This is a genomic window from Flavobacterium sp. S87F.05.LMB.W.Kidney.N, from assembly GCF_004366435.1.
In the GTDB taxonomy this organism is placed as follows: Bacteria; Bacteroidota; Bacteroidia; order Flavobacteriales; family Flavobacteriaceae; genus Flavobacterium.
The window spans coordinates 566451-592473 of record NZ_SODX01000004.1 but is presented as its reverse complement, the minus strand read 5'-3'; the positions used below and the strand labels follow the sequence as shown (position 1 = coordinate 592473).

At 32.9% G+C, this 26023-nt stretch carries 23 protein-coding genes; 17 read left to right on the top strand and 6 right to left on the bottom strand.

Going from position 1 to position 26023, the window contains the following annotated elements:
- Positions 1 to 12: 12 nt before the first annotated feature.
- Complete coding sequence (locus EDB96_RS15140; protein ID WP_057118401.1) at positions 13 to 1053, top strand: GMP reductase; 1041 nt, start codon at positions 13 to 15, stop codon at positions 1051 to 1053.
- Between the two features lie 3 nt (positions 1054 to 1056).
- Positions 1057 to 1554: a GNAT family N-acetyltransferase gene (locus EDB96_RS15135; RefSeq protein WP_134141733.1), complete on the top strand. Its 498-nt coding sequence runs from the start codon at positions 1057 to 1059 to the stop codon at positions 1552 to 1554.
- A 155-nt stretch (positions 1555 to 1709) separates the two neighbouring features.
- Here EDB96_RS15135 and EDB96_RS15130 read toward each other — a convergent pair whose 3' ends face one another.
- Positions 1710 to 2288, bottom strand: a complete 579-nt coding sequence (locus EDB96_RS15130) for a pentapeptide repeat-containing protein (RefSeq protein WP_134141731.1) — start codon at positions 2286 to 2288, stop codon at positions 1710 to 1712.
- Between the two features lie 157 nt (positions 2289 to 2445).
- Between EDB96_RS15130 and aspA the strand changes: the two genes are divergently transcribed.
- The gene (gene aspA / locus EDB96_RS15125; protein ID WP_057118398.1) at positions 2446 to 3855 is read left to right on the top strand and encodes an aspartate ammonia-lyase; all 1410 of its coding nucleotides are present in this window, start codon (positions 2446 to 2448) and stop codon (positions 3853 to 3855) included.
- A gap of 70 nt (positions 3856 to 3925) precedes the next feature.
- On the opposite strand, the gene EDB96_RS15120 is transcribed toward aspA, so the two are convergent.
- A complete protein-coding gene (locus tag EDB96_RS15120) occupies positions 3926 to 4405 on the bottom strand; it encodes a hypothetical protein (protein WP_134141729.1) in 480 nt (159 codons plus the stop codon).
- A 243-nt stretch (positions 4406 to 4648) separates the two neighbouring features.
- Here EDB96_RS15120 and EDB96_RS15115 point away from each other — a divergent pair, with 243 nt between their 5' ends.
- The 6 genes from EDB96_RS15115 (at position 4649) to EDB96_RS15090 (ending at position 10842) form a co-directional block, all read left to right on the top strand.
- A complete protein-coding gene (locus EDB96_RS15115) occupies positions 4649 to 5920 on the top strand; it encodes a BamA/TamA family outer membrane protein (RefSeq protein WP_134141727.1) in 1272 nt (423 codons plus the stop codon).
- A gap of 127 nt (positions 5921 to 6047) precedes the next feature.
- Positions 6048 to 6665 (top strand): outer membrane beta-barrel protein, encoded by a 618-nt coding sequence (locus tag EDB96_RS15110; protein ID WP_134141726.1) that lies wholly within the window; start codon positions 6048 to 6050, stop codon positions 6663 to 6665.
- A 152-nt stretch (positions 6666 to 6817) separates the two neighbouring features.
- Positions 6818 to 7492: a response regulator transcription factor gene (locus EDB96_RS15105; protein WP_134141724.1), complete on the top strand. Its 675-nt coding sequence runs from the start codon at positions 6818 to 6820 to the stop codon at positions 7490 to 7492.
- A gap of 1 nt (position 7493) precedes the next feature.
- Positions 7494 to 8876 carry a sensor histidine kinase gene (locus tag EDB96_RS15100; protein WP_134141722.1) on the top strand — a complete coding sequence of 461 codons (1383 nt, stop codon included), beginning with the start codon at positions 7494 to 7496 and terminating at the stop codon, positions 8874 to 8876.
- A gap of 84 nt (positions 8877 to 8960) precedes the next feature.
- Complete coding sequence (locus EDB96_RS15095) at positions 8961 to 9683, top strand: hypothetical protein (protein WP_057118392.1); 723 nt, start codon at positions 8961 to 8963, stop codon at positions 9681 to 9683.
- A gap of 211 nt (positions 9684 to 9894) precedes the next feature.
- Entirely contained in the window at positions 9895 to 10842 is a 948-nt protein-coding gene (locus EDB96_RS15090) for a bestrophin family protein (protein WP_134141720.1), read from the top strand.
- 183 nt (positions 10843 to 11025) lie between these two features.
- Here EDB96_RS15090 and EDB96_RS15085 read toward each other — a convergent pair whose 3' ends face one another.
- Positions 11026 to 12450 carry a PLP-dependent aminotransferase family protein gene (locus EDB96_RS15085; protein WP_057118390.1) on the bottom strand — a complete coding sequence of 475 codons (1425 nt, stop codon included), beginning with the start codon at positions 12448 to 12450 and terminating at the stop codon, positions 11026 to 11028.
- Positions 12451 to 12557: 107 nt separating this feature from the next.
- Here EDB96_RS15085 and EDB96_RS15080 point away from each other — a divergent pair, with 107 nt between their 5' ends.
- Positions 12558 to 13475 carry an EamA family transporter gene (locus tag EDB96_RS15080; protein WP_134141719.1) on the top strand — a complete coding sequence of 306 codons (918 nt, stop codon included), beginning with the start codon at positions 12558 to 12560 and terminating at the stop codon, positions 13473 to 13475.
- Between the two features lie 95 nt (positions 13476 to 13570).
- Here the strand turns inward: EDB96_RS15080 and EDB96_RS15075 are convergent, their stop codons facing one another.
- The gene (locus tag EDB96_RS15075) at positions 13571 to 14344 is read right to left on the bottom strand and encodes a DUF4241 domain-containing protein (RefSeq protein WP_166669312.1); all 774 of its coding nucleotides are present in this window, start codon (positions 14342 to 14344) and stop codon (positions 13571 to 13573) included.
- A gap of 223 nt (positions 14345 to 14567) precedes the next feature.
- On the opposite strand from EDB96_RS15075, the gene EDB96_RS15070 reads away from it, so the two are divergent.
- The 5 genes from EDB96_RS15070 to EDB96_RS15050 all read left to right on the top strand — a co-directional run bounded on the left by EDB96_RS15070 (position 14568) and on the right by EDB96_RS15050 (position 23171).
- A complete protein-coding gene (locus EDB96_RS15070) occupies positions 14568 to 16826 on the top strand; it encodes an acyl-CoA dehydrogenase (protein ID WP_134141717.1) in 2259 nt (752 codons plus the stop codon).
- A 213-nt stretch (positions 16827 to 17039) separates the two neighbouring features.
- The gene (locus EDB96_RS15065) at positions 17040 to 18686 is read left to right on the top strand and encodes a DUF6377 domain-containing protein (protein WP_134141715.1); all 1647 of its coding nucleotides are present in this window, start codon (positions 17040 to 17042) and stop codon (positions 18684 to 18686) included.
- A gap of 207 nt (positions 18687 to 18893) precedes the next feature.
- Positions 18894 to 21110: a glycoside hydrolase family 3 C-terminal domain-containing protein gene (locus EDB96_RS15060; protein ID WP_134141714.1), complete on the top strand. Its 2217-nt coding sequence runs from the start codon at positions 18894 to 18896 to the stop codon at positions 21108 to 21110.
- Between the two features lie 151 nt (positions 21111 to 21261).
- Positions 21262 to 21909, top strand: a complete 648-nt coding sequence (locus EDB96_RS15055; RefSeq protein ID WP_134141713.1) for a DUF1349 domain-containing protein — start codon at positions 21262 to 21264, stop codon at positions 21907 to 21909.
- A 125-nt stretch (positions 21910 to 22034) separates the two neighbouring features.
- Entirely contained in the window at positions 22035 to 23171 is a 1137-nt protein-coding gene (locus EDB96_RS15050) for an acyltransferase family protein (RefSeq protein WP_134141712.1), read from the top strand.
- Between the two features lie 246 nt (positions 23172 to 23417).
- Here EDB96_RS15050 and EDB96_RS15045 read toward each other — a convergent pair whose 3' ends face one another.
- Together EDB96_RS15045 and EDB96_RS15040 are read right to left on the bottom strand one after the other, a co-directional pair.
- The gene (locus tag EDB96_RS15045; protein WP_134141710.1) at positions 23418 to 24524 is read right to left on the bottom strand and encodes an NADH:flavin oxidoreductase; all 1107 of its coding nucleotides are present in this window, start codon (positions 24522 to 24524) and stop codon (positions 23418 to 23420) included.
- Between the two features lie 7 nt (positions 24525 to 24531).
- Positions 24532 to 24834 (bottom strand): ArsR/SmtB family transcription factor, encoded by a 303-nt coding sequence (locus EDB96_RS15040; RefSeq protein WP_057118383.1) that lies wholly within the window; start codon positions 24832 to 24834, stop codon positions 24532 to 24534.
- Positions 24835 to 24982: 148 nt separating this feature from the next.
- Here EDB96_RS15040 and EDB96_RS15035 point away from each other — a divergent pair, with 148 nt between their 5' ends.
- The gene (locus EDB96_RS15035) at positions 24983 to 25471 is read left to right on the top strand and encodes a TlpA family protein disulfide reductase (protein ID WP_134141709.1); all 489 of its coding nucleotides are present in this window, start codon (positions 24983 to 24985) and stop codon (positions 25469 to 25471) included.
- Positions 25472 to 25586: 115 nt separating this feature from the next.
- A complete protein-coding gene (locus tag EDB96_RS15030) occupies positions 25587 to 25991 on the top strand; it encodes a lysozyme inhibitor LprI family protein (protein WP_057118381.1) in 405 nt (134 codons plus the stop codon).
- Positions 25992 to 26023 lie beyond the last annotated feature (32 nt).

The following is a 26023-nucleotide window of genomic DNA, read 5'->3' as shown; positions in this document are numbered from 1 at the left end:
AAATCTTGAAATATGAGAATAGAAATGGATTTAAAACTAGGTTTTAAAGATGTAATGTTTAGACCTAAAAGATCAACGCTAAAAAGCCGTTCTGAAGTTTCTTTAGAACAAAATTTCAAGTTTTTGCACAGCACAGCATCTTGGACAGGAATTCCGATTATGGCTGCCAATATGGATACCGTAGGAACTTTTGAAATAGCGAAAGTCTTAGCGGGAGAAAAGCTCTTTACTGCAATTCATAAACACTATACTTTAGAACAATGGAATAGTTTCTTGAAAGACGTCACTCCAGATTTCTACGATTATATTGCTGTAAGTACAGGAACAGGGAAAGAAGATTTTGAAAAGATTGGAAAGATAATTACCGCAAATCCGTTGTTGAAATTCATTTGCATCGATGTTGCAAACGGTTATTCGGAGCATTTTGTTCAGTTTTTAAAGAAAACCCGTAAACAATATCCGGATAAAATTATTATTGCAGGAAATGTTGTGACAGGAGAAATGACCGAGGAACTTCTATTAGCTGGTGCTGATATCGTAAAAGTCGGAATTGGGCCTGGTTCTGTATGTACAACTCGTGTCAAAACGGGTGTTGGCTATCCGCAATTATCGGCAATTATCGAATGCGCCGATGCTGCTCATGGTTTGGGCGGACATATTATAAGTGATGGCGGATGTACAACTCCCGGTGATGTTGCCAAGGCTTTTGGCGCTGGCGCTGACTTTGTAATGTTAGGCGGAATGCTTGCAGGACATTCTGAAAGTGGCGGAGAACTGATCGAAGTAAAAGGTGAAAAATTCAAACAATTTTACGGAATGAGTTCTAAAACCGCAATGGACAAACATGCTGGTGGTGTAGCAGAATATAGAGCAAGTGAAGGAAAAACAGTTCAGGTTCCGTTTAAAGGAGATGTGATTCATACTGTTTTAGATATACTAGGAGGAATAAGAAGTACCTGTACTTATGTAGGAGCTTCAAGGTTAAAAGAATTGACTAAACGAACGACTTTCATCCGCGTAAGCGAACAGGAAAATCAAGTTTTTACAAAATAAAATATGATTACAATTACCGAAGCATCAATTGAAGATATTACTAAAATTCAAGAGATTGCAAACATTACATGGCCGAGAACTTATGGTGAAATTCTAACAAAAGAACAGTTAGATTATATGCTGGATTTGATTTATTCTGATCAAGCGTTATCGAAACAAATCAAGAATAAAGAACAGTTGTTTTATTTAATTTCAGATTCAGAATCCATAATTGGATTCATTGGAATTGAGCATAATTATAAAAACGAGGCAATTACCAAAATTCATAAAATCTATCTTTTGCCAGAGACGCAAGGAAAAGGTTATGGTAAAATTGTTTTTGAAGAAATTGGAAAAATGGCTTTAGAAAATAATTCGAATGAGCTTTTATTAAATGTAAACCGATTTAATACGGCGTTGAATTTCTACAAAAAACTTGGTTTCGAAATCAAAGAAACGGTTGATATAGAAATTGGGAATGGGTATTTAATGGAAGATTATGTGATGGGGAAAAATATTTAAAAGTAGTTTTTTCTCAATCTTGTCATTTCGATCCCGAGGCTTCGGGAGAGAAATCACACAAGTATTTCCGCAAAGTAAATCGCCAATCTTTGTCGAGTGTGATTTCTCTCCCGAAGCCTCGGGATCGGAAAACAAACTGTACGTATTTGGCTCATTCAACTCACAATCACATCATGCTTAAACAATAATCCTTTAACTTCATTCAAAGAAAAAACAGCTTTCTTTAATTTAGTTTTAGAAGGATCAATAGTATAATTATAACTCGTTTTAAAATCGGCTTTGTTGGCTATGGCTTTTGCAAATTCAGCGCGGTACAAATCGCAGTTGTCAAAAATTACACTTGTTAAATCTACTGCCATAAAGTCAACTGCTATCAAACTGCAATTCGTAAATACTGTTCCTTTTAGTTTTAAGGTATAAAATTTAGAGAAATCCAAAATGCAGTTATTAAATGCAATTTCAAAAATCAGTTTGTCACACATTGCAAAATTCACATCTTTAATTTCACAGCGGTTAAACGTGGCTGTTCTAAAGGCAACATAATTAATTTTTGCTTCATTAAAAATACAATCGTTAAAAATGCAGTCAATAAAGGTTACAGCAAGAAAAGTACAGGCAGAAAAATTACAATTATTAAAAACGCAGCATTCAAAATCTTTAAAATTAAGATCGTCTTTGTCGTAAATAATCGTATTGTATTCTTTATCAAGAAAATATTCGCTTTCTTTTTTCAACTGTATTGTGATAATTATTTGAGGCTGAAAAGGTAATAATTTACCACAAAATATTCTTCGTTAATTGTAAATGATTTTGATTTCATTCATATTTTTATCCATAATTTGATGTAGCTTTACGCTTATTTTTTTTAGTCAAAACATATTATTTTATTATATGGAACCAACAAGAAAGGAACATGATTTTTTAGGGGAATTAGAAATTCCGAATCATTTATACTACGGAATCCAGACTTTTAGAGCTGTAGAGAATTTCAATATTACAGGAATTCCGATTTCAAAAGAACCTTTGTTTATCAAAGCTTTAGGTTATGTGAAAAAAGCTGCAGCTCTTGCCAATAAAGACTGTGGCGCAATTGATCCTAAAATTGCTGAAGCAATCTGCTACGGAAGCGATCAGGTTATTGCTGGTAAATTTGATCAGGAATTTGTGAGCGATTTAATTCAGGGCGGCGCAGGAACTTCGGTAAATATGAATGCAAACGAAGTTATTGCGAATATCGGATTAGAATATTTAGGTCATAAAAAAGGAGAATACAATTTTCTTCATCCAAACAATCATGTAAACTGTTCACAGTCTACAAACGATGCGTATCCTTCGGCATTTAGAATTGCTTTGTATTTGAAAATGGAAAGTTTTATTAAAACTTTTGCAGGTCTTGAAGTTGCTTTTGCGAAAAAAGGAGAAGAGTTCAAAGAAGTTTTAAAAATGGGAAGAACGCAGCTGCAAGATGCGGTGCCAATGACTTTAGGACAAGAGTTTAAAGCTTATGCCACAACAATTGGAGAAGATATTCAACGCTTAAAAAATGCTCAGGATTTATTATTAGAAATCAATATGGGAGCAACGGCGATTGGAACAAAAGTTAACGCTCCAGAAGGATATCCTGAAATTTGCGTAAAATATTTAGCTGAAGAAGTTGGAATTCCTTTAACGCTTTCACCAGATTTGATTGAAGCAACGGTAGATACAGGCGCTTACGTTCAGATTATGGGAACATTAAAGCGTTCTGCGGTTAAGATTTCTAAAATCTGTAACGATTTACGATTGTTGAGTTCTGGACCAAGAACTGGTTTTAATGAAATCAATTTGCCAGCGCGCCAGCCAGGTTCATCAATTATGCCTGGGAAAGTAAATCCAGTAATTCCAGAAGTGGTAAACCAGACTTGTTTTTATGTAATTGGTCAGGATTTAACGGTAACAATGGCTGCAGAAGCAGGACAGTTACAGCTAAACGTTATGGAACCTGTTATTGCTTTTGCGATGTTTACGTCTTTAGATTATCTTTCAAATGCAATTCAGACTTTAATTGATAAATGTATTAACGGAATTACAGCAAACGTTGATCATTGTTATAATATGGTGATGAACAGCATCGGAATTGTAACGCAGTTAAATCCAATTATTGGTTACGAAGAAAGTGCAAGTATTGCGGGTGAAGCTTTAAAAACAAACAAAAGCGTACATCAAATTGCGGTTTTGGAAAGAAAATTAATTACTCAGGAAAAATGGGATGAAATTTATTCTTTAGAAAATTTAATTCATCCAAAGTTTATTACGAAATAATATTTATTATAACATTAAAAAGCCGTCAATTACTAATTGACGGCTTTTTTAATTTATTCAGTGATTATTCTTAGTTGATTATTTTATAAAATAAACCAGCCATAAAAACAAATGCAATGAGACATAATATATTAACTCCAAAAACTTTTAAGTATTTTTTTACGGCAGTATCATCACTTCTAAAAAAAGTATAATTCATAACGGTCGCAACCCCGCCAATAAATCCGCCAATTGCTCCACCACTAAGTACAACAAGAATAGGGAGTCCGCCGATAATATATTCGTACCATTTTAATTTCGCTGCCATGCGGTATTTTTGACCATTTATATTTAAGCATTGTGCAGAAATATCAGGAATATTGGCTTTAGGAAAAGCTTTAACTATTTCATCATTAGCTCTTTTTATTAAAAATGGTTTTCCTTTTTCTTTGCTTTGTTCTACCAGAGCACCATTTTGTTTTAAAGTTGCTTTTCCTGAAAATATATTATTTTCATATTCAAATTTGTCATTTGGAAAATCTGTCAGGGTAAATTCAAAATTATTTTTCATTTTATGTATGCTTTTTGTTTTTTAATGTTCTCAAAATGAGATCAATACTTGTTTTGTAAATATTTTACAAAATTACTCTGTGCTGATTTTCAATTATGTTTCTAAAAGCCAAAAAAATAATAGAATAAGATTTTTTATTATATAAATCTGAAAAATCTAAAGATTTGTTTTGTGTAAAATGTTGAAAATAAATACTATATTTACTATAGGTTACTGGTTTTTATTAAAATAAACTTTTCTTAAATGGTGAATTTTTTAAAAAATAATGCCTTTCAGTACAAGTATAACATCTTAGGATTATTGTTTTTTATTTCATCTAATTTATATTGCCAAGAAGAAATAACGAATCCAGAGCTCTGTCCGCCCAAAACTATTTTTGATATTTTTAAAAAACAAGACGATGCTTTAGTCGTTAAACCCACCAAAAATAATTTCTTTTTAGTAATTCCAGCTATTGGTTCACAGCCAGCAACTGGATTTTTTTTTGGTGCTGTAGCGCAGTATACTTTCAAAGGAAAAGAAGAGAAAGATAAATATTCCATTGCTAATGTTGGGGTTACATATACATTAAAAGATCAGTGGCTGGTTAATATCAAAAACAATATCCTGCTAAAAAATAATAAAATCTTTTTGAGCGGCGATTATCGTTTGTACTTGTTTTCTCAGCCCAATTATGGACTTGGAACAGATATTATTCCGCCAAGACGCGATAGGAGTCCAAGTTTTAGTATTGATTCTATTGCACAGGATATGGATTATAATTATTTGAAATTTCACCAAACCGTTTCATTTGAAGTAAAAGAAAATTATTATGTAGGCGGAGGAATTAATATTGACTGGTATTCCAGTATTAACGATAAAAAATTGGATGTTGAAAATGGCGTATTCACCTATCATTATAATTACAGTCAGAAATACGGATTTGATAATTTAGAGTATTTCCTAAATGGAGTAAGTTTGAATTTGGTTCACGATTCTCGTGATAATCAGGTAAATGCTTCGCGAGGCTGGTTTGCAAATATCAATTATAGATTTAATCCTGTTTTGTTTAATAATCAGGAATATAGTAGTGTATTGTTTGCAGAGTATAAGCATTTTATACCTGTTTCGCATAAAAATCCAAATTATATTTTAGCCATTTGGACTTATGGTCAGTTTGTAACCCGAGGAAAAGTTCCATATTTAAATTTGCCTGCAATTGGCTGGGATCAGCGAAGCAGGAGCGGGGAGGGCTATACGCAAGGGCTTTTTAGAGGAAATGGTTTGGTTTATTTATCTACAGAATTTAGATTTCCAATAACCTGCAATCAATTATTAAGCGGCACTGTTTTTACCAATTTTGTTACTGCCAGTAATTCAGATACTAATTTGGAGCTTTTTAAATCGATTCAGCCGGCTGCTGGGATTGGTTTGAGGCTTTTAATTGATAAAGCGACAAAGACAAATTTGATTTTAGATTATGCGTGGGGTAATAATTCGAAAGCTTTTTATTTAAATGCTGGAGAGACTTTTTAGGTTGTTAAGGTTTTAATATTCAATTATTTGAGTTTTAATATTTAAGTTTTTTCTTTCTAAAAATATTCTTTTTTTGAAAGAAAAAAGCTAAATTTGATTATCCAATTAACAATCAAAATCAAAAATTATGAAACAGTACAGTTTATTATTAGTTGTATTTCTGTCGGCGATAGGAATGCAGGCTCAGGATGCAGGGTCTTTTTCGCTTAATTTGTATGGTGGTTATAATTTTTCAGATAAGCTGGAGTACGACGGTTATTCTGCAACAATAGAAGATGGTTTTCAATACGGAGCAGGGTTTGAGTATTTCTTTTCAACCAATAACTCAGTGGAATTAAAGTACTTAAGATCAGATGTTAAAATACCATTATATAATCCTTCTGGAGCTCAAATCAACACAAACGATAAGGGAGCATTTAATTTTATTTTAGCAGATTTCACCCATTATTTTGATACAGGTTCAAATCTTCTGCCTTATTTGGGTGCTGGTGCTGGAGTTGGTATCGTAGAATCACCCCAAGGCGGAAGTGGCACTTATTTTGCCTGGGATGTCAAGGGCGGGGTAAAAATCAAAACTGCATCATCTGTTTCTGTAAATATTAATGCTTATTTACAATCCATGTCGGCAGCAGTGGGTGAAAGTTATTATTGGTCCTATTGGGTAGGTCCAGTAGCATTTGAAGATTATATTTCTACTTATCAGTTTGGACTTGGAGCGGTTGTTAGTTTTAATTTCAAAAATTAGTAATTATAAGGCATTAAATGCAAGATAAATATCAAAAAGCAGGCTATTAGGTCTGCTTTTTTTATTCTTCATAATTAAATCATAATTTGTAAATATGTGCCGTTTTTGTTAAATTCAATTCTTATTTTTGTTGTATATACAAACTTCTCAAGATGAAATTACTAATAGTCGAAGACGAACCAAATCTATTATCTATTCTGCGTAAAGGATTTGCCGAAAATAATAATGAAGTAAGTGTGGCTCTAGATGGTAAAACTGCTCTGGAGATGATTCATAATTATACTTTTGATGTTGTAGTTTTAGATGTAATGCTTCCAGATATTAACGGAATTGAAATCTGCAGAAGACTTCGTGCCAGCAAGAATTTTGTACCTATTTTACTTTTAACAGCTTTAGGAACTTCAGAAAACATCGTGACTGGTCTTAACGCCGGCGCAGATGATTATTTGGTAAAGCCTTTTAAATTTGGAGAATTAGATGCTCGTGTAAATGCACTCTATAGAAGATCGCATCAAGAAACAGAGAAAATTGATACTATTACAATTGGTGATCTGGAGATCAACGGACGCGCTAAATCGGTAAAGAGAGGTGGAGAAAACATTGTTTTAACTGCAAAAGAGTTCAAACTATTGTATTATCTGGCAAAAAATACGGGTCGAATTGTTTCCCGCGATCAGATTTTAGATAATGTCTGGGATATTAATTTTGACATGAATACGAATGTTGTTGATGTATATATAACCTATTTAAGAAGAAAAATTGATAAGCCTTTTGATACCAAACTTATTCATACCATGAAAGGATTGGGTTATGTTATAAAATCGTAAAATGGACATTAGAAAAAAAATTACTTTTAACTACGTTGCCCTTTCTACCTTTAGTACATCACTATTGTGTATCATTGTTTTTTTCTTATTTAGAGAAAACAATCGTTATCACTTTTTAAAACGTTTAGATGACAGATCAAAAATTGTAGCTTCAATACATTTTCAAAAAGATCCAGAAAAAATAAAATATTATAAGAATCTTCAAAAAAATGGACTTGAAGAATTAATCGAAGAAGAAGAATATGTATTAAAAATCAACAGCCATAATAGTTTTGATTATAATACAAATCTTAATCTTCCGAATACTTTTTATACCAATATTTTAAGCACAGGAAAAGACTCATACGAAAAAGATAATAAATATTATTTAGGTCAGATTTTTGAAGAAAACGGACAAAAATATATTGTAATTGTAGGTGCTAGAGATCGTAAAGGAAAAGATACGACTATTTATATTGTCAAAATTATGCTTTTTGGCGGAATTGGTTTTGTGATTCTTGCCTTTCTTTTAGGACGTTTTCTAGCCAAACGTGTCATTAATCCAGTTGCACGAATTACCAAAGAAGTAAAAAGAATTAGTGCGTCGAATCTTCATAATCGTCTTCCTGAAGTTAAAAACTCTGATGAAATATCCGATCTGACCAATACTTTTAATAATATGCTGGACAGGCTGGAAACCTCTTTTGAAATCCAGGCTAATTTTATCAATAATGCTTCTCATGAATTAAAAACGCCCATAACAACTATTATTGCCGAAGCAGAAATTATGCTGCTCAAAGAGCGAGAAGTTCAAGAATATGTACAGTCTTTAGAAAATATTTATAGTCAGGCATCTAGATTAGGAAACTTAACGGAAAGCCTTTTGAAATTGACTCAAACAGGTTATGACGGTCAAAAACAAGTATCTGACATTGCCAGAATTGACGAATTGCTAATGGATGTAAAATCGGATTTGGATAAAATATTTCCAGGAAACCGAGTGAGCATTAAGCTTAACTTTGCTCCAGAAGATTCTAATTTATTATTGCTTCCGTGCAACAAACCATTGTTGGAATTAGCAATCAACAATATTATTACCAATGGTGTTAAATATTCTGATAATAATGAAGTATTCGTAAATCTTTCGGCAAACGAAGAAATGATTAAAATTACGATTAATGATATCGGTATAGGAATTCCGCCAGAAGATATTCCGCATTTGTATGAACCTTTCTTTAGAGGTAAAATTGCGGCAAAATATATTGGTTACGGTTTAGGATTGCCGCTGGCTTCTAAAATAATTCGTATGCACGATGGAGAATTGCAAGTACAGTCTGAGCAGAATAAAGGTACAATCGTCACGATTATCTTTAAAAAACTGAAGATTAAAAAATCTAATGTTTAATCTTAGAAAATTCTAATTTTAAATTAATAAAGGTATAATTAGCGGATAGTTATTTTGTAGGTATAAAACTAAACAATTATGCTTATGAAAAATTTTCTTATACCTACGACTTTAAAAGATGACACAATCTCGGCTGTTAAATCTGCGGTGAATCAGTCAAAAGATACTGAATCAGAAATTATTTTAGTATTAGTTTCAGAATCACCAGACACATTTTCGACTTCAAGTTTTTTACGCGAAATGCGATCAGGATTAACCAGAAGCCAGGAAGAGGTATTGGAAACCTGCAGATATATTATCGACCATTCTCCAAATACAAAACTGAAAGTTCACAACCAATACGGACTTTCGGCTCCAATTTTCAAGCGTCTTATCGAAGCTTTTTCTGTAAAATTGGTTATTCTCACACATTCTTATAAACAAGAAACCAAAAGAATTCATCAATATTTGGTTCAGCTGGCTGGAAATCAAAAATGTCCAATTCTGCATTTAAGTACAGAAATTAATAAAGAAGTCTTCAGCAAAGCTCTTTATGTAGAAAATTCAAGCAAAAGCATACATGTAAAAGATGTACAGCAGTATTTAAGTGAAAATTTCTCTTTCGAAATAGTAAGTCAGACTGCCAATTTTGAAGACAATTACGAGAATGTTGCGCCATTTTTATCAGAAGCCATTTCAAAGCATAATATCGACATGCTTGTAGAAACTCGGAAAGGCGAAAAAATCAAATTCAAAAAAGTAAAAAAAGAAAACATCAATGAGAAGCTGGGACTTCCAGTTCTTTCATTGTACGAAGAGATTGTTTAGTTCTTAGTGATTAATAATTAGTCCTTAGTCCTTAGTAATTAACTCTTAGTAATTAGTTCTTAGTAATACTTATAATTAATCCGTTTTGTACTGTAAGAATAGGAAATATATTTTTTTAGGCTGTTATTAAACTACAGTTAATTACTAAGGATTAATTACTAATCACTAAGAACTAAAAAAAAGCTATAATATTTAATTTAAAACCGAAAATATGTTATTAAAGAAAAGAATACCAATGAAGTACGTTCTCGGGAAAATTAAAGTAGAAATCGTTCTAGTATTGGCTTATACCATACTATTTGAAATATTTCACCACTATTTTGTTACCCTTCCTGTAGATATTCCAATTGCGATTCCAACCATGATTGGAACCATTATTTCCTTATTATTAGCCTTTAAGTCCAATCAGGCTTATGACAGATGGTGGGAAGCCAGAATTGTTTGGGGCGCAGTTGTAAACGATTCCAGAACATTAATTCGTCAGGTTTTGACGTTTTATAAAGATCCTGATTTTTCTGTTGAAGCCAGCGAATTCAAAGAGAATTTTGCTAAAAGACAAATTGCATGGTGTTATAGTTTAGGGCAGTCACTTAGAAATAAAGATGCCATAAAACCACTTGAAGGTTTGATGAGTGAAGAAGAAATAAAATACATTAAGAATCATCAAAACGTTCCAAATGCTATTTTGATGCTGCACGCCCGCGATCTTAGAAATGCTAAGAACGAAAAGAAAATCAACATGTATCAGCAGGTTGAAATCGACAATACATTGTCAAGATTATGTGATGAAATGGGAAAATGTGAGAGAATTAAAAACACCATATTTCCAACAACATACAGTATGTACATCAGGCTGACATTGTGTTTGTTTATTTTGTTACTGCCTTTTGGGTTAACAAGTGTTTTAAGCTGGTTTGCAATTCCGTTAATTACAGCTATTGGCGGGGCTTTCTTTTTGATCGAAAGAATGGCGATTCATTTGCAGGATCCATTCGAAAACCGACCTACAGATACGCCTGTAACGACGATTGCAAATACTATTGAAAAAAATATCAAGCAAATGCTTAATGAGTATCAAAGTGAATTTGATATTCTAAATGAATTTGAATTGAACAACGAACCTAAGAAAGTCGAAAAAGGCGCTTATTTCGTACTATAACTATTTAATTTTGGTCTTCTTTTAATTGTTGGCTGGACAGTGTGTAGTTGCGCTGTCCAGTTTTTTTATTTTTTATAGGTGTAGTTCGTCATTTCGAGGAACGAAAAATCACACTTGCAAATCCATAAAGATTAGCGAATATCTATACAGAATTTGTAGTTCCTAGAATGACAAAAACTTGCTCTACAATTGTGTTTGAGCTAGTCTTCCCAACGTTTGAATAGCAGTTCTTAACTCATTTGACCACGGCAGACCAAAACTCAATCGCATACAATTTGAAAATTGATCTTGAAACGAAAAAATCCTGCCAGGTGCAATACTGATATTGTGTTTCATCGCTAAATGATAAAAAGCAGCAGTATCAATTTTTTTATCCAATTCAATCCACAGAAAAAATCCACCTTGAGGCTGACTTACTTTTGTTCCTTTCGGAAAAGATTCCAGAACTGTATTAATATAATTGTTGCAATTATGATTTAATATTTGGCGTATTTTTCGAAGATGATTTTCATAACGTCCGTTTTTTAAAAAATCCCCCACGACTTCGTGTGTAATAGTAGGCGAGGAGAGCGAATGATAAATTTTGTTTCTTAAGATTTGTTTTTTGAATTTCCCAGGCGAAACCCATCCCACGCGATAACCGGGAGCTAATGTTTTTGAAACAGAGCTGCAGCAAAGTACAATTCCGCTTTCATCATAAGTTTTGCAATTTGTTGGTCGGCTCGAACCAAAGTACAAATCGCCGTGAATATCATCTTCAATCAATGGAATGTTGTAGAACTCCATTAATTTCACCACTTCTATTTTATGCTCTGCCGGCATCATACTTCCAGAAGGATTGCTAAAATTACTCATCAGCAAACATAGTTTTACTTTTTTAGAAGAAAGCGATTTTTTGAGTGCTTCTAATTCTATTCCAGTTGTCATGTTTGTAGGCAGTTCCATGATATACAATCCCAATGATTTGGCCAATTGCAAGATGCCAAAATAAGCAGGACTTTCTGTAATTATGGTATCGCCGGGCTGTGTTAACGTCATCAAACAATGTGATATAGCACTTGTACAGCCAGGCATTGTAATAATATCTTCTTCTGTTAGCGATCCTCCCCATGTAAAAGACCATCGGGCAATTTCTCTTCTTAAATTAAGATTACCTTTTACTTGCTCATAACTCGTTCCGCTGTTTGGAAGTTGACGCATCGCCTGAACCATTCCCTTATTTAATTTAGCAATAGGAAGAAGTTCGTTTGACGGAAATCCCAAAGAAAGCATCGTAATATTTGGATCTGTCATATTGCCGTAAACCTGATCGATTAAATCTTCGCGGTCAATATTGGCACATTTTAAAATCGGACTGCTGGGCGATGGTTCTGGAATCGTTCTTGCTGAAATATTACTCACATAGTATCCCGACTGCGGTCGAGATTCAATCAAAGAACGGCTTTCGGCTTCATAATAAGCCTTACTTACAGTGCTCATGCTGTAACCCGTTTCTGCGCAAACTTCTCGAATAGAAGGCAGTTTATCGCCAACGCTCAAGACACCAGACTTAATTTGTTTTTCGATACGGTCAGCAAATTGAAGATATAAGTAATTAGAATTTTTCATAAAAAAATAAAACTGTTATGGTGCAATTTACAAAAACTGTATCTGTATTGCTGTTTTATTTTTTAGAAATTTGCTTAAATAGAAAACTAAACAATAAACAACATCTCGTGAAAACAACAAAATACTACATCGCTGCTATTACATGTTTTGTAATCTGGGGATTTTTCAGTTTGGTTTTGAGACCAATACATGACTATCCTTCTTTAGATATTTTATTCTATCGTGTTTTTAGCTGTAGTATTTTAATGCTTCTTATTGCATTTTCTTTCAAGAGAAAAAGAATGAAAGAAGCTGTACAAACTTTTAAATCAATGCCGGCTTTTGAGAAACGTAAAACTATCCTATTAAATATTGGCGGAAGCGTTTTTCTAATGGCGAACTGGTTTACATTTATTTATGTAATGAACCATGTTAGTGTAAAAGCGACTTCCTTGGCTTATTTGGTTTGTCCTATTTTAACCACGCTGCTGGCTTATTTTATTTTGCATGAAAAACTAAATAAAACACAATGGATTGCGGTAGGATTAAGCATTTCAGGATGTATTCTGTTGTCTTATGCAAATATTATGGATATGCTTTTTAGTGTTGTAATAGGGTTTACATATGCTTCATATTTAGTAAGTCAGCGTGTCAATAAAGGTTTTGATAAATTTATAATTCTAACTTTTCACATCACATTAGCGGCATTATGTTTACTGCCTTTTTATCCATTTTACAGCGGAACAGTTCCAACAGAATTTAAATTTTATTTCTGTATCGAAACCATTGCCATTTTGTTTACCATTTTTCCATTGTTTCTTAATTTATATGCCCTTTCGGGAATAAATTCTTCGACAGTCGGAATGCTTTTAAATATTAATCCAATGATTGCTTTTTTATTGGCAATGTTTTTATACAAAGAACAATTCGGATTTATACAAATTGCTGCATACGGAATTATTTTTGCCGCAGTTGTAGTTTTCAATTCACATCATATTTTTGCGGCCAAGCAAAAAAGAACCGCAATATCCAAAGGTTCTCAATAATAGTTTTCATATTTTTTATTGGTTTAAAATCGAAAATTACCAGAATCTTAACAGGATGTTTAAACAGGAATGATTATTTTTCATTCCTGTTTTTTTTATCGCATTTGAGTTTCGTTTAGTTGAATAAAATCAGTTATAAATTTTACTACATTTCCTTTTTTATCATATCCAACATATCTTGAATAAAGTCCATCACCATATCCTGAGCCAAACATAATAATGTTTCTATCAGATTGTTCAAGGCTGTAATTAATCCAGTCTTTACCTCGTGAGCTTTTAGGGATAAATTCATTTTTATCAAAGTATGATGCTAGAACATCATTATAATAATTAGCTTTTTTATCTATATTGTAGAAATCCTTGATTTCTTGTTCATAAATTTTGAAGGTTTCGAAATCCGAAAAACAACTTAAACCTGTTTCAACAGGATATAAACCATTCATCTTTTTTTCAAAATCATCTGATAGTAATTCTTCTGAAATTAAGGATAATTCCCAAAATGCTGGAACTTCATCTTTAACAACTAATTCAGCATAAGCAACACGACCATTAAAATCATCTTCCAAACCTATGTATAAATAGACGGGATATTTACCCTTATCAATTGTCCAGCTTTGCGGCAATCCCAATTCTTTATATAGTGGATCAGTGCATACGACTTTTCCACTAATAATATTTAAGTTGCCAGCCAAAAATCGGTCATAATATTTATTATTTTTTAAATCATTAAAATCAGAATAATTAAACTTTGTTTTTTCTCCAAAGACAACTTGAGAAACCACCTTGCTTTTAGGATCTTGTTCAGACTGAAGATGAAATTTTTGATTTTGTTTATCATTACAAGAAAAGAATGTCCAAATTGAAGCCATAATAAATACTATTTGAAATTTATTCATAATATATTTTTCGCAAAAGTAAATTTTTTATAATATTTAGCTTGTTAAAATTATGAATTTTAATTGTATGACTTTTGAATTTTTTGAATTTTTAGATTATCAAATATCATTTTTTACGATTTAATTAACGTATCAGAAAATTATGTTAGTAAGGAAAATTCATAAATTTAACCAATGCTAAATTATTCCTTATAATATGAAAAATACCAAACTTCAAGCCTTTACTCCGTTATTTTATTTAGTGTGGTCAGATGATTTATTGACACAAAAAGAATTTGGAACATTAAAAGAGTTTATAAATTCCCTGAATGCTTTATCAGAAGAAGAAAAAGAATATTTGCGTTCTAAAGTAGATATTTCAAATCCGCCTTCGCGAAATGAACTCACACAATGGAAATTGGATATTGAAAAAAGTATTCAAGATAAATCTTCTATCAAATCGATTTTTGATATTGCAAAAGCACTTTCAGGAAACGATTTGGATTTAACACCAATAGAATCAGATTTCAAAAAATTAGAAAATGATTTAGGAATTTTAGGAGAAGAAGCACTTCAAAATTTTAAAACAAAAGCAGGTTCTTACACGGTAAATTCTCATACTAATGCCACTTTCGATATCCAGAAAATAACCAAAATTTTAAACGGAAAAGAAGCAGCAATAATTGAAAAAGTAAAATCGGTTATTTCTAGACCTGAATTTGCTTATGAAACTTCTACCGATATCAATGTTTTTAGGGAGACTGTTTACAAATGGTGCAAAATTCTAGCCGATGAAAATCTTGGAAATATGGCTTATCCAAAACAATATGGAGGAGGAGAAAACATAGCCGATTATTTTGCGATTATGGAAACGCTGAGTTACCACGATCTAAGTTTAGTAATAAAATTTGGAGTTCAGTTTGGATTGTGGGGAATGAGTGTTCAATCTTTAGGAACAGAAAAACATTACGCTAAATATTTAAAAGACATTGGTTCGCTAAAACTTCCAGGATGTTTTGCCATGACCGAAACACATCACGGATCAAATGTAAAAGGATTGGAAACGACGGCAACTTACAATCATAACGATCAGACTTTTACCATTCATACACCAAATAAAAATGCCCAAAAAGAATACATTGGCAATGCAGCAGTTCATGGCCAAATGGCAACTGTTTTTGCAAAACTAATTATAGACGATCATGATTATGGTGTAAATGCATTTGTGGTTCCGTTACGTGATCCTAATGGAAATGTTGTAGATGGTGTTACAATTGGTGACTGCGGTCATAAAATGGGATTAAACGGAGTTGATAACGGTACTATTAGTTTTGATACTGTTGTGATTCCGAAAGAAAATATGCTTGATCGTTTTGCTTCGGTAAATGAAAATGGAGAATTTGAAAGTCCGATTCCGAGTGATAACAGAAGATTTTTTACCATGTTAGGAACTTTAGTTGGAGGAAGGATCGGAATTCCGCGTTCGGCTCTCGCTGCAGCTAAATCGGGGTTAACAATTGCCATTCGCTACAGCGACCAAAGAAGACAATTTGGACCAGAAGGCGGATCTGAAGTACCAATTTTAAATTATAGAATGCATCAACGCAGATTGTTACCCCATTTGGCTAAAACCTATGCAGTTCATTTTGCACTTCAATATCTGACCAATAGATTTTTAAATAGAACAGAAGCCGAAATGCAGGAAATTGAAGCTTTAGCAGCGGGAATGAAATCGTATTCTACTTGGAGTACAAGAGATATTCTGCAAGAATGTCGTGAAGCGTGCGGAGGAAAAGGCTATTTGTCTGAAAATCGAATTGATGCACTTAAAAATGATACCGAAATTTACACGACTTTTGAAGGAGATAATACGGTTTTAATGCAATTGGTTGCCAAAAATCGTTTGTCTGAATTCAGAAAATCGTTTGGAGAAATGGGTTCTTTAGGCATTATTAATTATGTGTATGAAAATGCTAAAACTGCAATTACAGAAAAGAATCCAATTGCAACAAGAAAAACAGACGACGAACATTTATTAGACAGCGAGTTTCATTTACAAGCTTTTGTTCACCGAGAAAAAACAATTCTAGCTTCGGCAGCGAGACGTATTAAAAAATTGGTTGATGGCGGATTAGAAGCGTATGATGCTTTTAATGTCGTACAGCATCAAATGATAGATGTTGCTCAAGCCTATTTAGAAAGAGTAGTTTTAGAACAATTTCAACTTGCAATAAAAGAAATTGAAGATGAGGAATCTAAAACAATTTTAACGAGATTGAATCAATTGTATGCACTTTCGCAGATTGAAAAAAATAAAGCTTGGTATTTAGAAGACGGTTATATGGAAGCGGTAAAAACCAAAGCAGTACGTAAAATGGTTAATCAGCTTTGCTGGGATATTCGTCCAGATGCAGTAGCTTTAGTAAATGCATTTGATATTCCTGAAAGCTGTTTAGCTGCGCCGATTGCAGTATAAAATAAAAAAAGCTTTGTCATGATTTAAATTCAGACAAAGCTTTTTAGTTATCTAAATGAAATCAATTTATTTATAGATAAAGCTAAATGTTATTTTATTTTTTATAGCAAATCTAAAACACCCCTCATATTGTACATTTTTTACTCTAGTAAATAATTCGCATTATATATTTTTGCTTTTCTATATTTGTAATTCCCTTTATATAAAGTCAGCTTGAAAAATTATTTTTTATTTCTCTTAATTCTTATAGTAAACTTTCCGGTTTTTGCATTGGAAAGTACCGATGTTATTTTAAAAGAATTAAATAATGCGATAAAAAATAAGCAGCAGTATGTAAAACTTAAAGAAGAAAGAATTCTGAATTTTAAGAAAATAAAATCGGATAATCTTACGCCCGAACAAGAATATAATTACAACAAAACCTTATATCTTGAATACCAAAAATTAAACTCAGATTCGGCTATTCGATACGTTAAAAAGAATCTTAGAATAGCAGAACAATTGCAAAACAAAGAACTTTTTAATTTAGCACAGCTGCAATTGGTAACGCTTTATTCTTCATCTGGAAAATACCGCGAGTCTGAAGCTCTTCTAAAGAGTATAAACAAAAAGAATCTGGCAGTTTCATTGCTTCCTAATTACTATATTTCGTATCGGGAGTTTTTTGAACATTATGCAGCGAATAGTGATAATCGAGAATACAGAAAACAAATAGGAAAATATCGAGATTCGCTATTAAGTATTTTAAAACCTAATACTCTTGATTATCAAATTAATAGAATTCAGCAAGATATCTTTATTCATAAAAAATTCGAAAAGCCAAAAAAGGAACTGCTTACTTTATTGAATAAAATAAAAGAAGAAGATCCGAAATATGCTATGATTACCTATTTGCTGGGGAAAATTTCAGAAGCAACCCATCAATTAGAAGAAAGAAAGAAATATTACGCGCTTTCTGCCACTTCGGATATTAAAAACGCCAATAAAGACAATGCTTCACTGCAGGAATTAGCATTGGTTTTTTATGAAATTGGTGATGTTGATATGGCGTACAAATTGACACAATCTGCCATTGAAGATGCGCTTTATTGTAATGTTCAATTTAGAACGCTCTTAATGTCAGAAGTATATTCGATCATCAATACTGTTTATTTAGAGCGTGAGGCACAGCGAAAAAGCGAATTACAAATCTATCTGCTTTGCATAAGTCTGCTTTCGTTATTTCTGTTGGTTGCTATTATTTATGTTTACAAACAAATGAAAAAAGTTTCGAGAATTCGAACAGAACTTTACGAAACCAGTCAAAAATTAGCAGAACTAAATAAAGATATTACAGAAACAAACAGTCAGCTTCAGGAAAGTAATCTGCAATTGTCTGAATCTAATTTAGTTAAGGAAGAATATATTGCACATTTCTTTAATCTTTGTTCGACTTACATCAATAAACTGGAAAACTATCGCATTATTCTCAACAAAAAAGCAACTGCGAAACAGTTTGATGAAATTTATAAAATTTTAAAGTCAACTACTTTGGTTGATAATGAGTTAGAAGAATTATACAAGAATTTCGATATTATTTTCCTAAACCTATATCCAACATTTGTAAAAGATTTTAATGCGTTATTAATTCCAGAAGAGCAGATTGTTCTCAAACAAAACGAATTATTAAATACAGAGCTTCGAATTTTTGCACTTATTAGACTCGGAATCACCGATAGTGTAAAAATTGCAGCATTTCTTCGTTACTCTTTAAGTACAATTTACAACTACAGAACCCGAGCTCGAAATAAAGCGGCAGTTTCGCGAAATGATTTCGAAGAAATGGTCATGAAAATTGGTTCAATATCATTGAAAGTATAGATATTTATTTTAAATCTACTACTTTTTTTGATGTGTATTTTTTATTAATATACTGCAAATCAATATTTTAATTTTTTAATTTACTACTTTTTTGTATCCAAAAATGTAACATGTACGATAACGTTTTAGTTTTACCATATGATAAATAAAGTACTTTTATATGAAGTTACTTTTATATTATAAACTAATGCTTTAATAAATACTGTTATGTTTAAAAACGTTAAAACAATTGTTGTTTTACTTTTACTTAGTTCTTTGGGTGTAAATGCCCAAAACAAAGTGCCAGTTTATCTTGATGATAAAAAGCCAATTAATGAGCGTGTAGAAGATGCACTTAAAAGAATGACAACTGAAGAGAAAATTGCCATGATTCATGCGCAGTCTAAATTTAGTTCTCCAGGTGTAAAAAGACTTGGAATTCCAGAAAACTGGATGACTGACGGACCACACGGAATTCGTACAGAAGTAAAATGGGACGAATGGGATCAGGCCGGATGGACAAACGATTCTTGTATTGCTTTCCCAGCTCTTACAGCACTTTCATCAACATGGAACAAAGAATTGGCTTCTTTATATGGAAAATCAATTGGAGAAGAAGCACGTTTCCGTAACAAAAATGTTTTATTAGGCCCAGGTGTAAATATCTACAGAAGCCCATTAAACGGTCGTAACTTCGAATATATGGGAGAAGATCCGTTTTTAGCTTCTAAAATGGTTGTTCCTTACATAAAAGGAGTTCAATCGAACGGAGTTGCCGCTTGTGTAAAACATTTCGCTTTAAATAATCAAGAAACAAATCGTAATTCTGTAAACGTAGTTGTAGACGATCGTGCATTATATGAAATCTATCTTCCAGCTTTTAAAGCGGCAGTTCAAGATGGTGATGCATGGGCAATTATGGGATCTTATAATAAATACAAAGGACAACAGTGCTGCCACAATGAATATCTATTAAATGATATTCTTCGCGGAGAATGGGGCTTCAAAGGAGTTGTAGTTTCAGACTGGGGAGGAGTTCATGATACCAAACAAGCAATTCATAATGGTTTAGACATGGAATTTGGTTCTTGGACAAATGGACTTTCTTGGGGAACTAGTAATGCTTATGACAATTATTATCTAGCAAAACCATATTCTGAAATGATCAGAAAAGGTGAAATTGGAACTAAAGAATTAGACGAAAAAGTACGTCGTATTCTTCGTTTGTCTTTCTTGACTACAATGGATAGAAATCGTCCTTTTGGATCTTTTGGAACAGAAGAACATGCTTTAGCGGGACGTAAAATCGCTGAGGAAGGAATTGTATTATTGCAAAACACAAATAACATTCTGCCAATTAATCTTTCTAAAACAAAAAAGATTGCTGTAATTGGAGAAAATGCCATCAAAATGATGACCGTTGGTGGAGGAAGTTCTTCACTTAAAGCAAGATATGAAATTACTCCTCTTGAAGGATTAAAGAAAAGAATTGGCAACCAAGCTGAAATTGTTTACGCAAGAGGTTATGTTGGTGATCCTACTAGTAATTATAACGGCGTTGTAGCTAAAGTTAGTTTAGAAGAAAAACGCCCGCAGGCAGAGCTAACAGCAGAGGCTTTAAAAGTTGCTAAAGATGCTGATATTGTTCTTTTTATTGGAGGTTTAAATAAAAGTGAAAATCAAGATGATGAAGGACACGATCGTAAACATTTAGAATTGCCTTATGGTCAAGATAAATTGATCAGCGAATTAGCGAAAGTCAATAAAAATATTGTTTTCGTAAATATCTCTGGAAATGCTGTTGCAATGCCTTGGATTAAAGAAGTTCCAGGAGTTGTTCAAGGTTGGTTTTTAGGAACTGAGGCTGGAAATGCCTTAGCAAATGTTTTGGTTGGAGATGTAAATCCGTCTGGAAAACTTTCTTTCACTTTTCCTGTAAAATTAGCTGACAATGGAGCGCACGCTTTAGGAGAATTTCCTGGCGGTGATGAGGTAAAATATAATGAAGGAATTTTTGTTGGATACCGCTGGGTGGATAAGAATAAAATTAAACCTTTATTCTCTTTTGGCCACGGTTTAAGCTACACCACTTTTGGTTACGGAAAAGTGACAGCTGACAAAAAGCAAGTTAACGCAGGAGACAAAATTACATTCTCTGTTAATGTGAAAAACACAGGAAGCAGAGAAGGAGCAGAAGTAGTACAATTGTACATTACAGACCTGAAATCTTCTTTACCGCGTCCGATAAAAGAATTAAAAGGTTTTGAAAAAGTTGCGCTTAAAGCAGGTGAAGAAAAAACAGTAACTTTTACAATTGATAAAACAGCTTTAAGTTTCTTCGACGATAAAAAACATGACTGGGTGGCTGAACCTGGTGATTTTGAGGCAATCATTGGAGCTTCATCAACAGACATAAAATCTAAAGTGAATTTCTCACTTAAATAAGTTTTTTATTTCTAAAAATTGGTTGGTTTGTAAAGCTGCAAGTGTCAAAATTTGCAGCTTTGCTTTTGTCTTAAAAAGTTAGATGTAAAAATGTTAAATGTGAAACGTTATAAGTTTTGCTTTTTTTTAAAAATAAATAATCAAATTATAAATGAAACGAATATTATTATTAACGATTGGTTTTGTATTGTTTCAGAACCTTTCAGCGCAGACTTTGAATAAAATGCAATGGTTTAATGAACCTGAAAAATGGGAAATTAAAAACAATGCATTAATAATGAACGTAACAGCAAACAGCGATTACTGGAGAATTTCGCATTACGGATTTACTGTTGACGATGCACCTTTTTACTATGCTAATTATGGAGGTGAATTTGAAGCCAAAGTAAAACTAACTGGAAATTACATTGCCCGTTTTGACCAAATGGGATTAATGATCCGAGTTGATGAAAAAAACTACATCAAAACTGGAGTTGAATTTGTCGACGGAAAATTTAATATCAGTACTGTGGTTACGCACGACAAAAGCGATTGGAGTGTAACAACTTTAGAAAAAGTGCCTCCTTTCATTTGGATTAAAGCCGTACGACGATTAGATGCTGTCGAAATATTCTATTCTTTTGATGATAAAAATTATATCATGACTAGAAATGCACCTTTGCAAGATAACACGCCAGTTATGGTTGGTTTAATGGCAGCTTCGCCAGACGGAAAAGGTTTTGAAGCCAAATTTGAGAACTTTACGGTAAAACATTTACCAGATCAAAGAAGAACAGAGTGGCTTAAAAATCACCAATAAATTAAATCACAATTTAAAAACTCCAAATTCCAAACTTAATTTTCAAATTTTCAGAGTGCAGAAAATCTAAAATCTGAAATCTAAAATCTTCAATTAAAACCTAACCTAACTGAAACCCAAAACAAATGAGTTCAATTTCATCTGATATAAAACCAAAAAAACATTATGAAATTCTTGATGGATTGCGTGGTGTAGCAGCAATTTTGGTAGTTGCTTTTCATATTTTTGAAGCTTTTAGCGGTGGAAACCGCTTCGTACAAATTATCAATCATGGTTATTTAGCTGTTGACTTCTTTTTTCTTTTATCGGGATTTGTTGTAGCGTATGCTTATGATGACCGCTGGGAAAAAATGGGACAATGGGAATTTTACAAACGCAGATTAATCCGTCTCCAGCCAATGGTAATTATGGGGATGATTATAGGCGCTATATTTTACTATTTTCAAGCATCTGATATACTGTTTCCAATGATTGGAGATATGGCCGTTTGGAAAGTTATTTTAACGATGATAATCGGTTTTACATTATTACCAATCCCGCCTTCATTAGAAATTAGAGGCTGGGGAGAAATGCATCCTTTAAATGGTCCGGCATGGTCACTTTTTTTCGAATATATTGCAAATATCTTGTACGCCTTAATCTTTCGTAAATTTTCGAATAAAGTACTATCAGTTTTTGTATTGATATTTGCCGGACTGTTAATTAATTATACTGTTTTCGGGCCAAAAGGCGACGTAATCGGTGGCTGGTCATTAAATCTGGAGCAGATGAATGTAGGTTTTACACGTTTGCTTTATCCGTTTTTTGCTGGAGTTTTGTTGTGCCGTTTAGGAAAATTAATTCATGTAAAAAATGCTTTTTGGGTTTGCAGTATTCTAATAACTATTGTTTTAGCTTTACCAAGATTTGGAGACGAAAACAGCCTTTGGATAAATGGGTTATATGAATCTTTCTGTATCATTTTAGTTTTTCCAATTATCGTTGCCATTGGCGCAGGAGGCGAAATTAAAAATGAGTTTTCGCTTAAAATCTGCAAACTTCTTGGTGATATTTCGTACCCAATTTACATTACACATTATCCGTTAATTTATTGGTTTACAGCATGGGTTGTAGATAACAAAGTTTCAATGGAAAATGGATATTTAGAGGGTATTGGAGTTTTAATCGCTAGTATTGTCATGGCATTTGTATGTTTGAAATTATATGACGAACCTGTTAGAATGTGGCTTCAGAATAAATTCCAAAAGAAAAAAGTTTTTTAGAGTGGCAAAGAGGCAATGGGATAAAGGCTCAAAGGAAAAACTTTGTCCCTTTGGACCTTTGTTTCTCTGAGCCTTAAATAAAAATATTGAATCTCTTAATTTTGTTAGTTATGATATTCAAAAAGGGGATGAACTTAATTGTTTATCCCTTTTGTCTTTATAAGGAAACAAAATAAAAAAAAGGCTCAAAGGGAAAACTCTGCCCCTTTGAACCTTTGTAACTATGTACCTTTAAAAAAAAAAAACTTATTCTAAAACCAATTGTCCCAAAGCTTCTTTACTAAAACCTTTTAGTTGATCTGTTTTTCCAGCTTTAATTTTAGCAACCCAATTCGGATCAGATAAAAGAGGTCTTCCAACAGCAACTAAATCAAAATCGCCTCTGTCGAAACGTCTGTTTAGTTCTTCTAAAGAAGTTGGCTGTGAACTTTCCCCGGCAAAAGCACCAAAGAAATCACCAGATAATCCAACAGAACCAACAGTAATAGTTGGTGCTCCAGTTACCTTTTTAGCCCATCCAGCAAAATTCAAATCAGATTCTTCGAATTCAGGTTCCCAGAAACGGCGTTGTGAAGCGTGAATAATATCAACACCAGCATCAACAAGAGGAGTAAGCCAAGCTTCTAATTCCTGTGGGTTTTTAGCCAGTTTATAATTGTAATCAGAAGGTTTAAATTGAGAAAAACGCATGATAACAGCAAAATCATTCCCAACTTGTTTTCTAATTTCTTTTACTACTTCAATAGCAAAACGGTTACGTTCCGGCAGTGTTTTTCCACCGTAAATATCTTCACGCAAATTCGTTTCAGCTCTAAAAAACTGGTCAATTAAATAACCGTGTGCACCGTGAATTTCGATAGTGTCAAAACCTAGTCTTTTAGCATCAGCAGCTGCTTTACCAAAAGCCAGGATAGTATCTTCAATGTCCTTTTCTGTCATAGAAACTCCGTTTCTAAAATCAGGACGATTTAATCCAGACGGACCTTCAAAAGGAACTGGAGGAACCCATCCTGATTGATGATTGTCCATAATTCCCATATGCCAGATCTGCGGTCCCATAGAACCTCCAGCTGCGTGAACTTCGTCTATAACTTTTTTCCATCCGTTTAAAGCTAAATCTCCGTAAAAATGCGGCACATTAGCATCGTTTGATGATGAAGGTCTGTCAATTACAGTTCCTTCAGATAATATTAAACCAACTTCGCCTTCAGCTCTTTTTTCATAGTAAGCTGCTACTTCGTCAGTTGGAACTCCGTTTGGAGAAAATGAGCGCGTCATTGGCGCCATTACGATTCGGTTTTTCAGATTTAACGTTTTTAAGTTAAATGGAGAAAACAGGTTGTTTGTACTCATAGTAATTTTACAAATTAGATTGAATTAATTTACTGAGTGCTTCAAAGGCACCTTCGTTGCGTTTATAGTAAGTCCATTGTCCAACACGTTTAGACTCGATAAAGCCGGCGCGCTGTAAAATAGACAAGTATTCAGATACTGTAGATTGTGTCAAACCAGCCTTGGCTTGAATCTGACCAACACAAACACCATGTTCAAATCCTGCATGCTGCAATTGATCAGGAAAATTGATTTCGGGTTCTTTAAGCCATTCCAGCATTTGCAGTCTGGACTTGTTTGACAAAGCTTTAAATATTTCTATCGTTTCCATGCTGCAAATATATCGACTTTTCCCGATATACCAATTAAGTATAATTTATTTTAGGATAATTTTATGATGGAGGAGAAGATTTATGAAGAAGTATTTATATTTGTTTGGAGATTAAAAAACAGCCACAAAAACAAAAACTTAATCAATTATGAAGAAAATATTACTTATTTTAGGATTATTATGTTGTGTTATAACCAGTACAAAAGCTCAGGTTGTTGGAGTTGATGTAGGCGATATTGCTCCAGAAATAGATCTTCCTGATACGAAAGGAAATAACATTGCACTTTCTTCCTTAAGAGGAGAATTGGTTTTAGTAGATTTTTGGGCTTCTTGGTGCGGACCCTGTATTAAAGAACAGCCAACATTACTAAAAATGTATAATGCTTATCCTGATAAATTTACAATCTACAGCGTTTCTATGGATACTAAAAAACCGCTTTGGCTGGGAGCAATTGCAAAAGGAAAATTACCGTGGACACAAGTAAGTGATCTAAAATATTGGACTTCTCCAGTTGTAGGAGATTATATGCTGCAATCTGTTCCCTTGAATTTTTTAGTAGATAAAAACGGAATTATTCTAGCCAAAAATATTCACGGAAAAGCCCTTGAAGATATGGTAAAAAGTATTGTTGAATAATAAAAGATTTTGTTTCAAGTTTCAGGTTTCAAGTTGTGAGGCTTTTAGTTTAACAGTACAGCATAAACTTGAAACTTGAAACAAAGAAAACCTGGGACAAAAAAACATATAAATTATGATTCAAAAAGCACTTGTAATATTGTTTGTTTTGATTGCAGTGAAATCTAATTCGCAAACATTAGAAACAGTTTCAAAACTGAAAGCAGAGTATCAGAAATGTTTAGATAAAGGCAGTGCGATGAGCAATTGTTCTTACGCCTATTACAACCAGTCAGATAGTTTGCTAAATGTTGTGTATAAGAATTTAAAAAATAAAATAAGTCCGAAAGAACAGTCTAAGTTAAAAAAAGAGCAGTTAGACTGGCTCAAAAAGCGCGATCAATATTTTCAGCAGTTATATACAGACACCAAAAAGCAAGGTATTTTTACCGAAGGAACCAGAGATTTTGATATGGTTATTTATGACGAAGAGGCCAATTATGTTTTTGCTCGGGTAAAGGAACTTATTCGAAAAATTTAAAAAAGTATTTTAAGCTAATAACAAAAAAGTTT

Excerpts from the sequence above, each read along its gene's own strand:
- EDB96_RS15140 (WP_057118401.1), top strand. The coding sequence starts at position 13 with ATGAGAATAGAAATGGATTTAAAACTAGGTTTTAAAGATGTAATGTTT.
- EDB96_RS15055 (WP_134141713.1), top strand. The coding sequence starts at position 21,262 with ATGAAACGAATATTATTATTAACGATTGGTTTTGTATTGTTTCAGAAC.
- EDB96_RS15090 (WP_134141720.1), top strand. The coding sequence starts at position 9,895 with ATGTTATTAAAGAAAAGAATACCAATGAAGTACGTTCTCGGGAAAATT.
- EDB96_RS15040 (WP_057118383.1), bottom strand. The coding sequence starts at position 24,834 with ATGGAAACGATAGAAATATTTAAAGCTTTGTCAAACAAGTCCAGACTG.
- EDB96_RS15085 (WP_057118390.1), bottom strand. The coding sequence starts at position 12,450 with ATGAAAAATTCTAATTACTTATATCTTCAATTTGCTGACCGTATCGAA.
- EDB96_RS15060 (WP_134141714.1), top strand. The coding sequence starts at position 18,894 with ATGTTTAAAAACGTTAAAACAATTGTTGTTTTACTTTTACTTAGTTCT.
- EDB96_RS15095 (WP_057118392.1), top strand. The coding sequence starts at position 8,961 with ATGAAAAATTTTCTTATACCTACGACTTTAAAAGATGACACAATCTCG.
- EDB96_RS15035 (WP_134141709.1), top strand. The coding sequence starts at position 24,983 with ATGAAGAAAATATTACTTATTTTAGGATTATTATGTTGTGTTATAACC.
- EDB96_RS15075 (WP_166669312.1), bottom strand. The coding sequence starts at position 14,344 with ATGGCTTCAATTTGGACATTCTTTTCTTGTAATGATAAACAAAATCAA.
- EDB96_RS15070 (WP_134141717.1), top strand. The coding sequence starts at position 14,568 with ATGAAAAATACCAAACTTCAAGCCTTTACTCCGTTATTTTATTTAGTG.
- EDB96_RS15050 (WP_134141712.1), top strand. The coding sequence starts at position 22,035 with ATGAGTTCAATTTCATCTGATATAAAACCAAAAAAACATTATGAAATT.
- EDB96_RS15110 (WP_134141726.1), top strand. The coding sequence starts at position 6,048 with ATGAAACAGTACAGTTTATTATTAGTTGTATTTCTGTCGGCGATAGGA.
- EDB96_RS15045 (WP_134141710.1), bottom strand. The coding sequence starts at position 24,524 with ATGAGTACAAACAACCTGTTTTCTCCATTTAACTTAAAAACGTTAAAT.
- EDB96_RS15030 (WP_057118381.1), top strand. The coding sequence starts at position 25,587 with ATGATTCAAAAAGCACTTGTAATATTGTTTGTTTTGATTGCAGTGAAA.
- EDB96_RS15105 (WP_134141724.1), top strand. The coding sequence starts at position 6,818 with ATGAAATTACTAATAGTCGAAGACGAACCAAATCTATTATCTATTCTG.
- EDB96_RS15100 (WP_134141722.1), top strand. The coding sequence starts at position 7,494 with ATGGACATTAGAAAAAAAATTACTTTTAACTACGTTGCCCTTTCTACC.
- EDB96_RS15115 (WP_134141727.1), top strand. The coding sequence starts at position 4,649 with ATGGTGAATTTTTTAAAAAATAATGCCTTTCAGTACAAGTATAACATC.
- EDB96_RS15120 (WP_134141729.1), bottom strand. The coding sequence starts at position 4,405 with ATGAAAAATAATTTTGAATTTACCCTGACAGATTTTCCAAATGACAAA.
- EDB96_RS15135 (WP_134141733.1), top strand. The coding sequence starts at position 1,057 with ATGATTACAATTACCGAAGCATCAATTGAAGATATTACTAAAATTCAA.
- aspA (WP_057118398.1), top strand. The coding sequence starts at position 2,446 with ATGGAACCAACAAGAAAGGAACATGATTTTTTAGGGGAATTAGAAATT.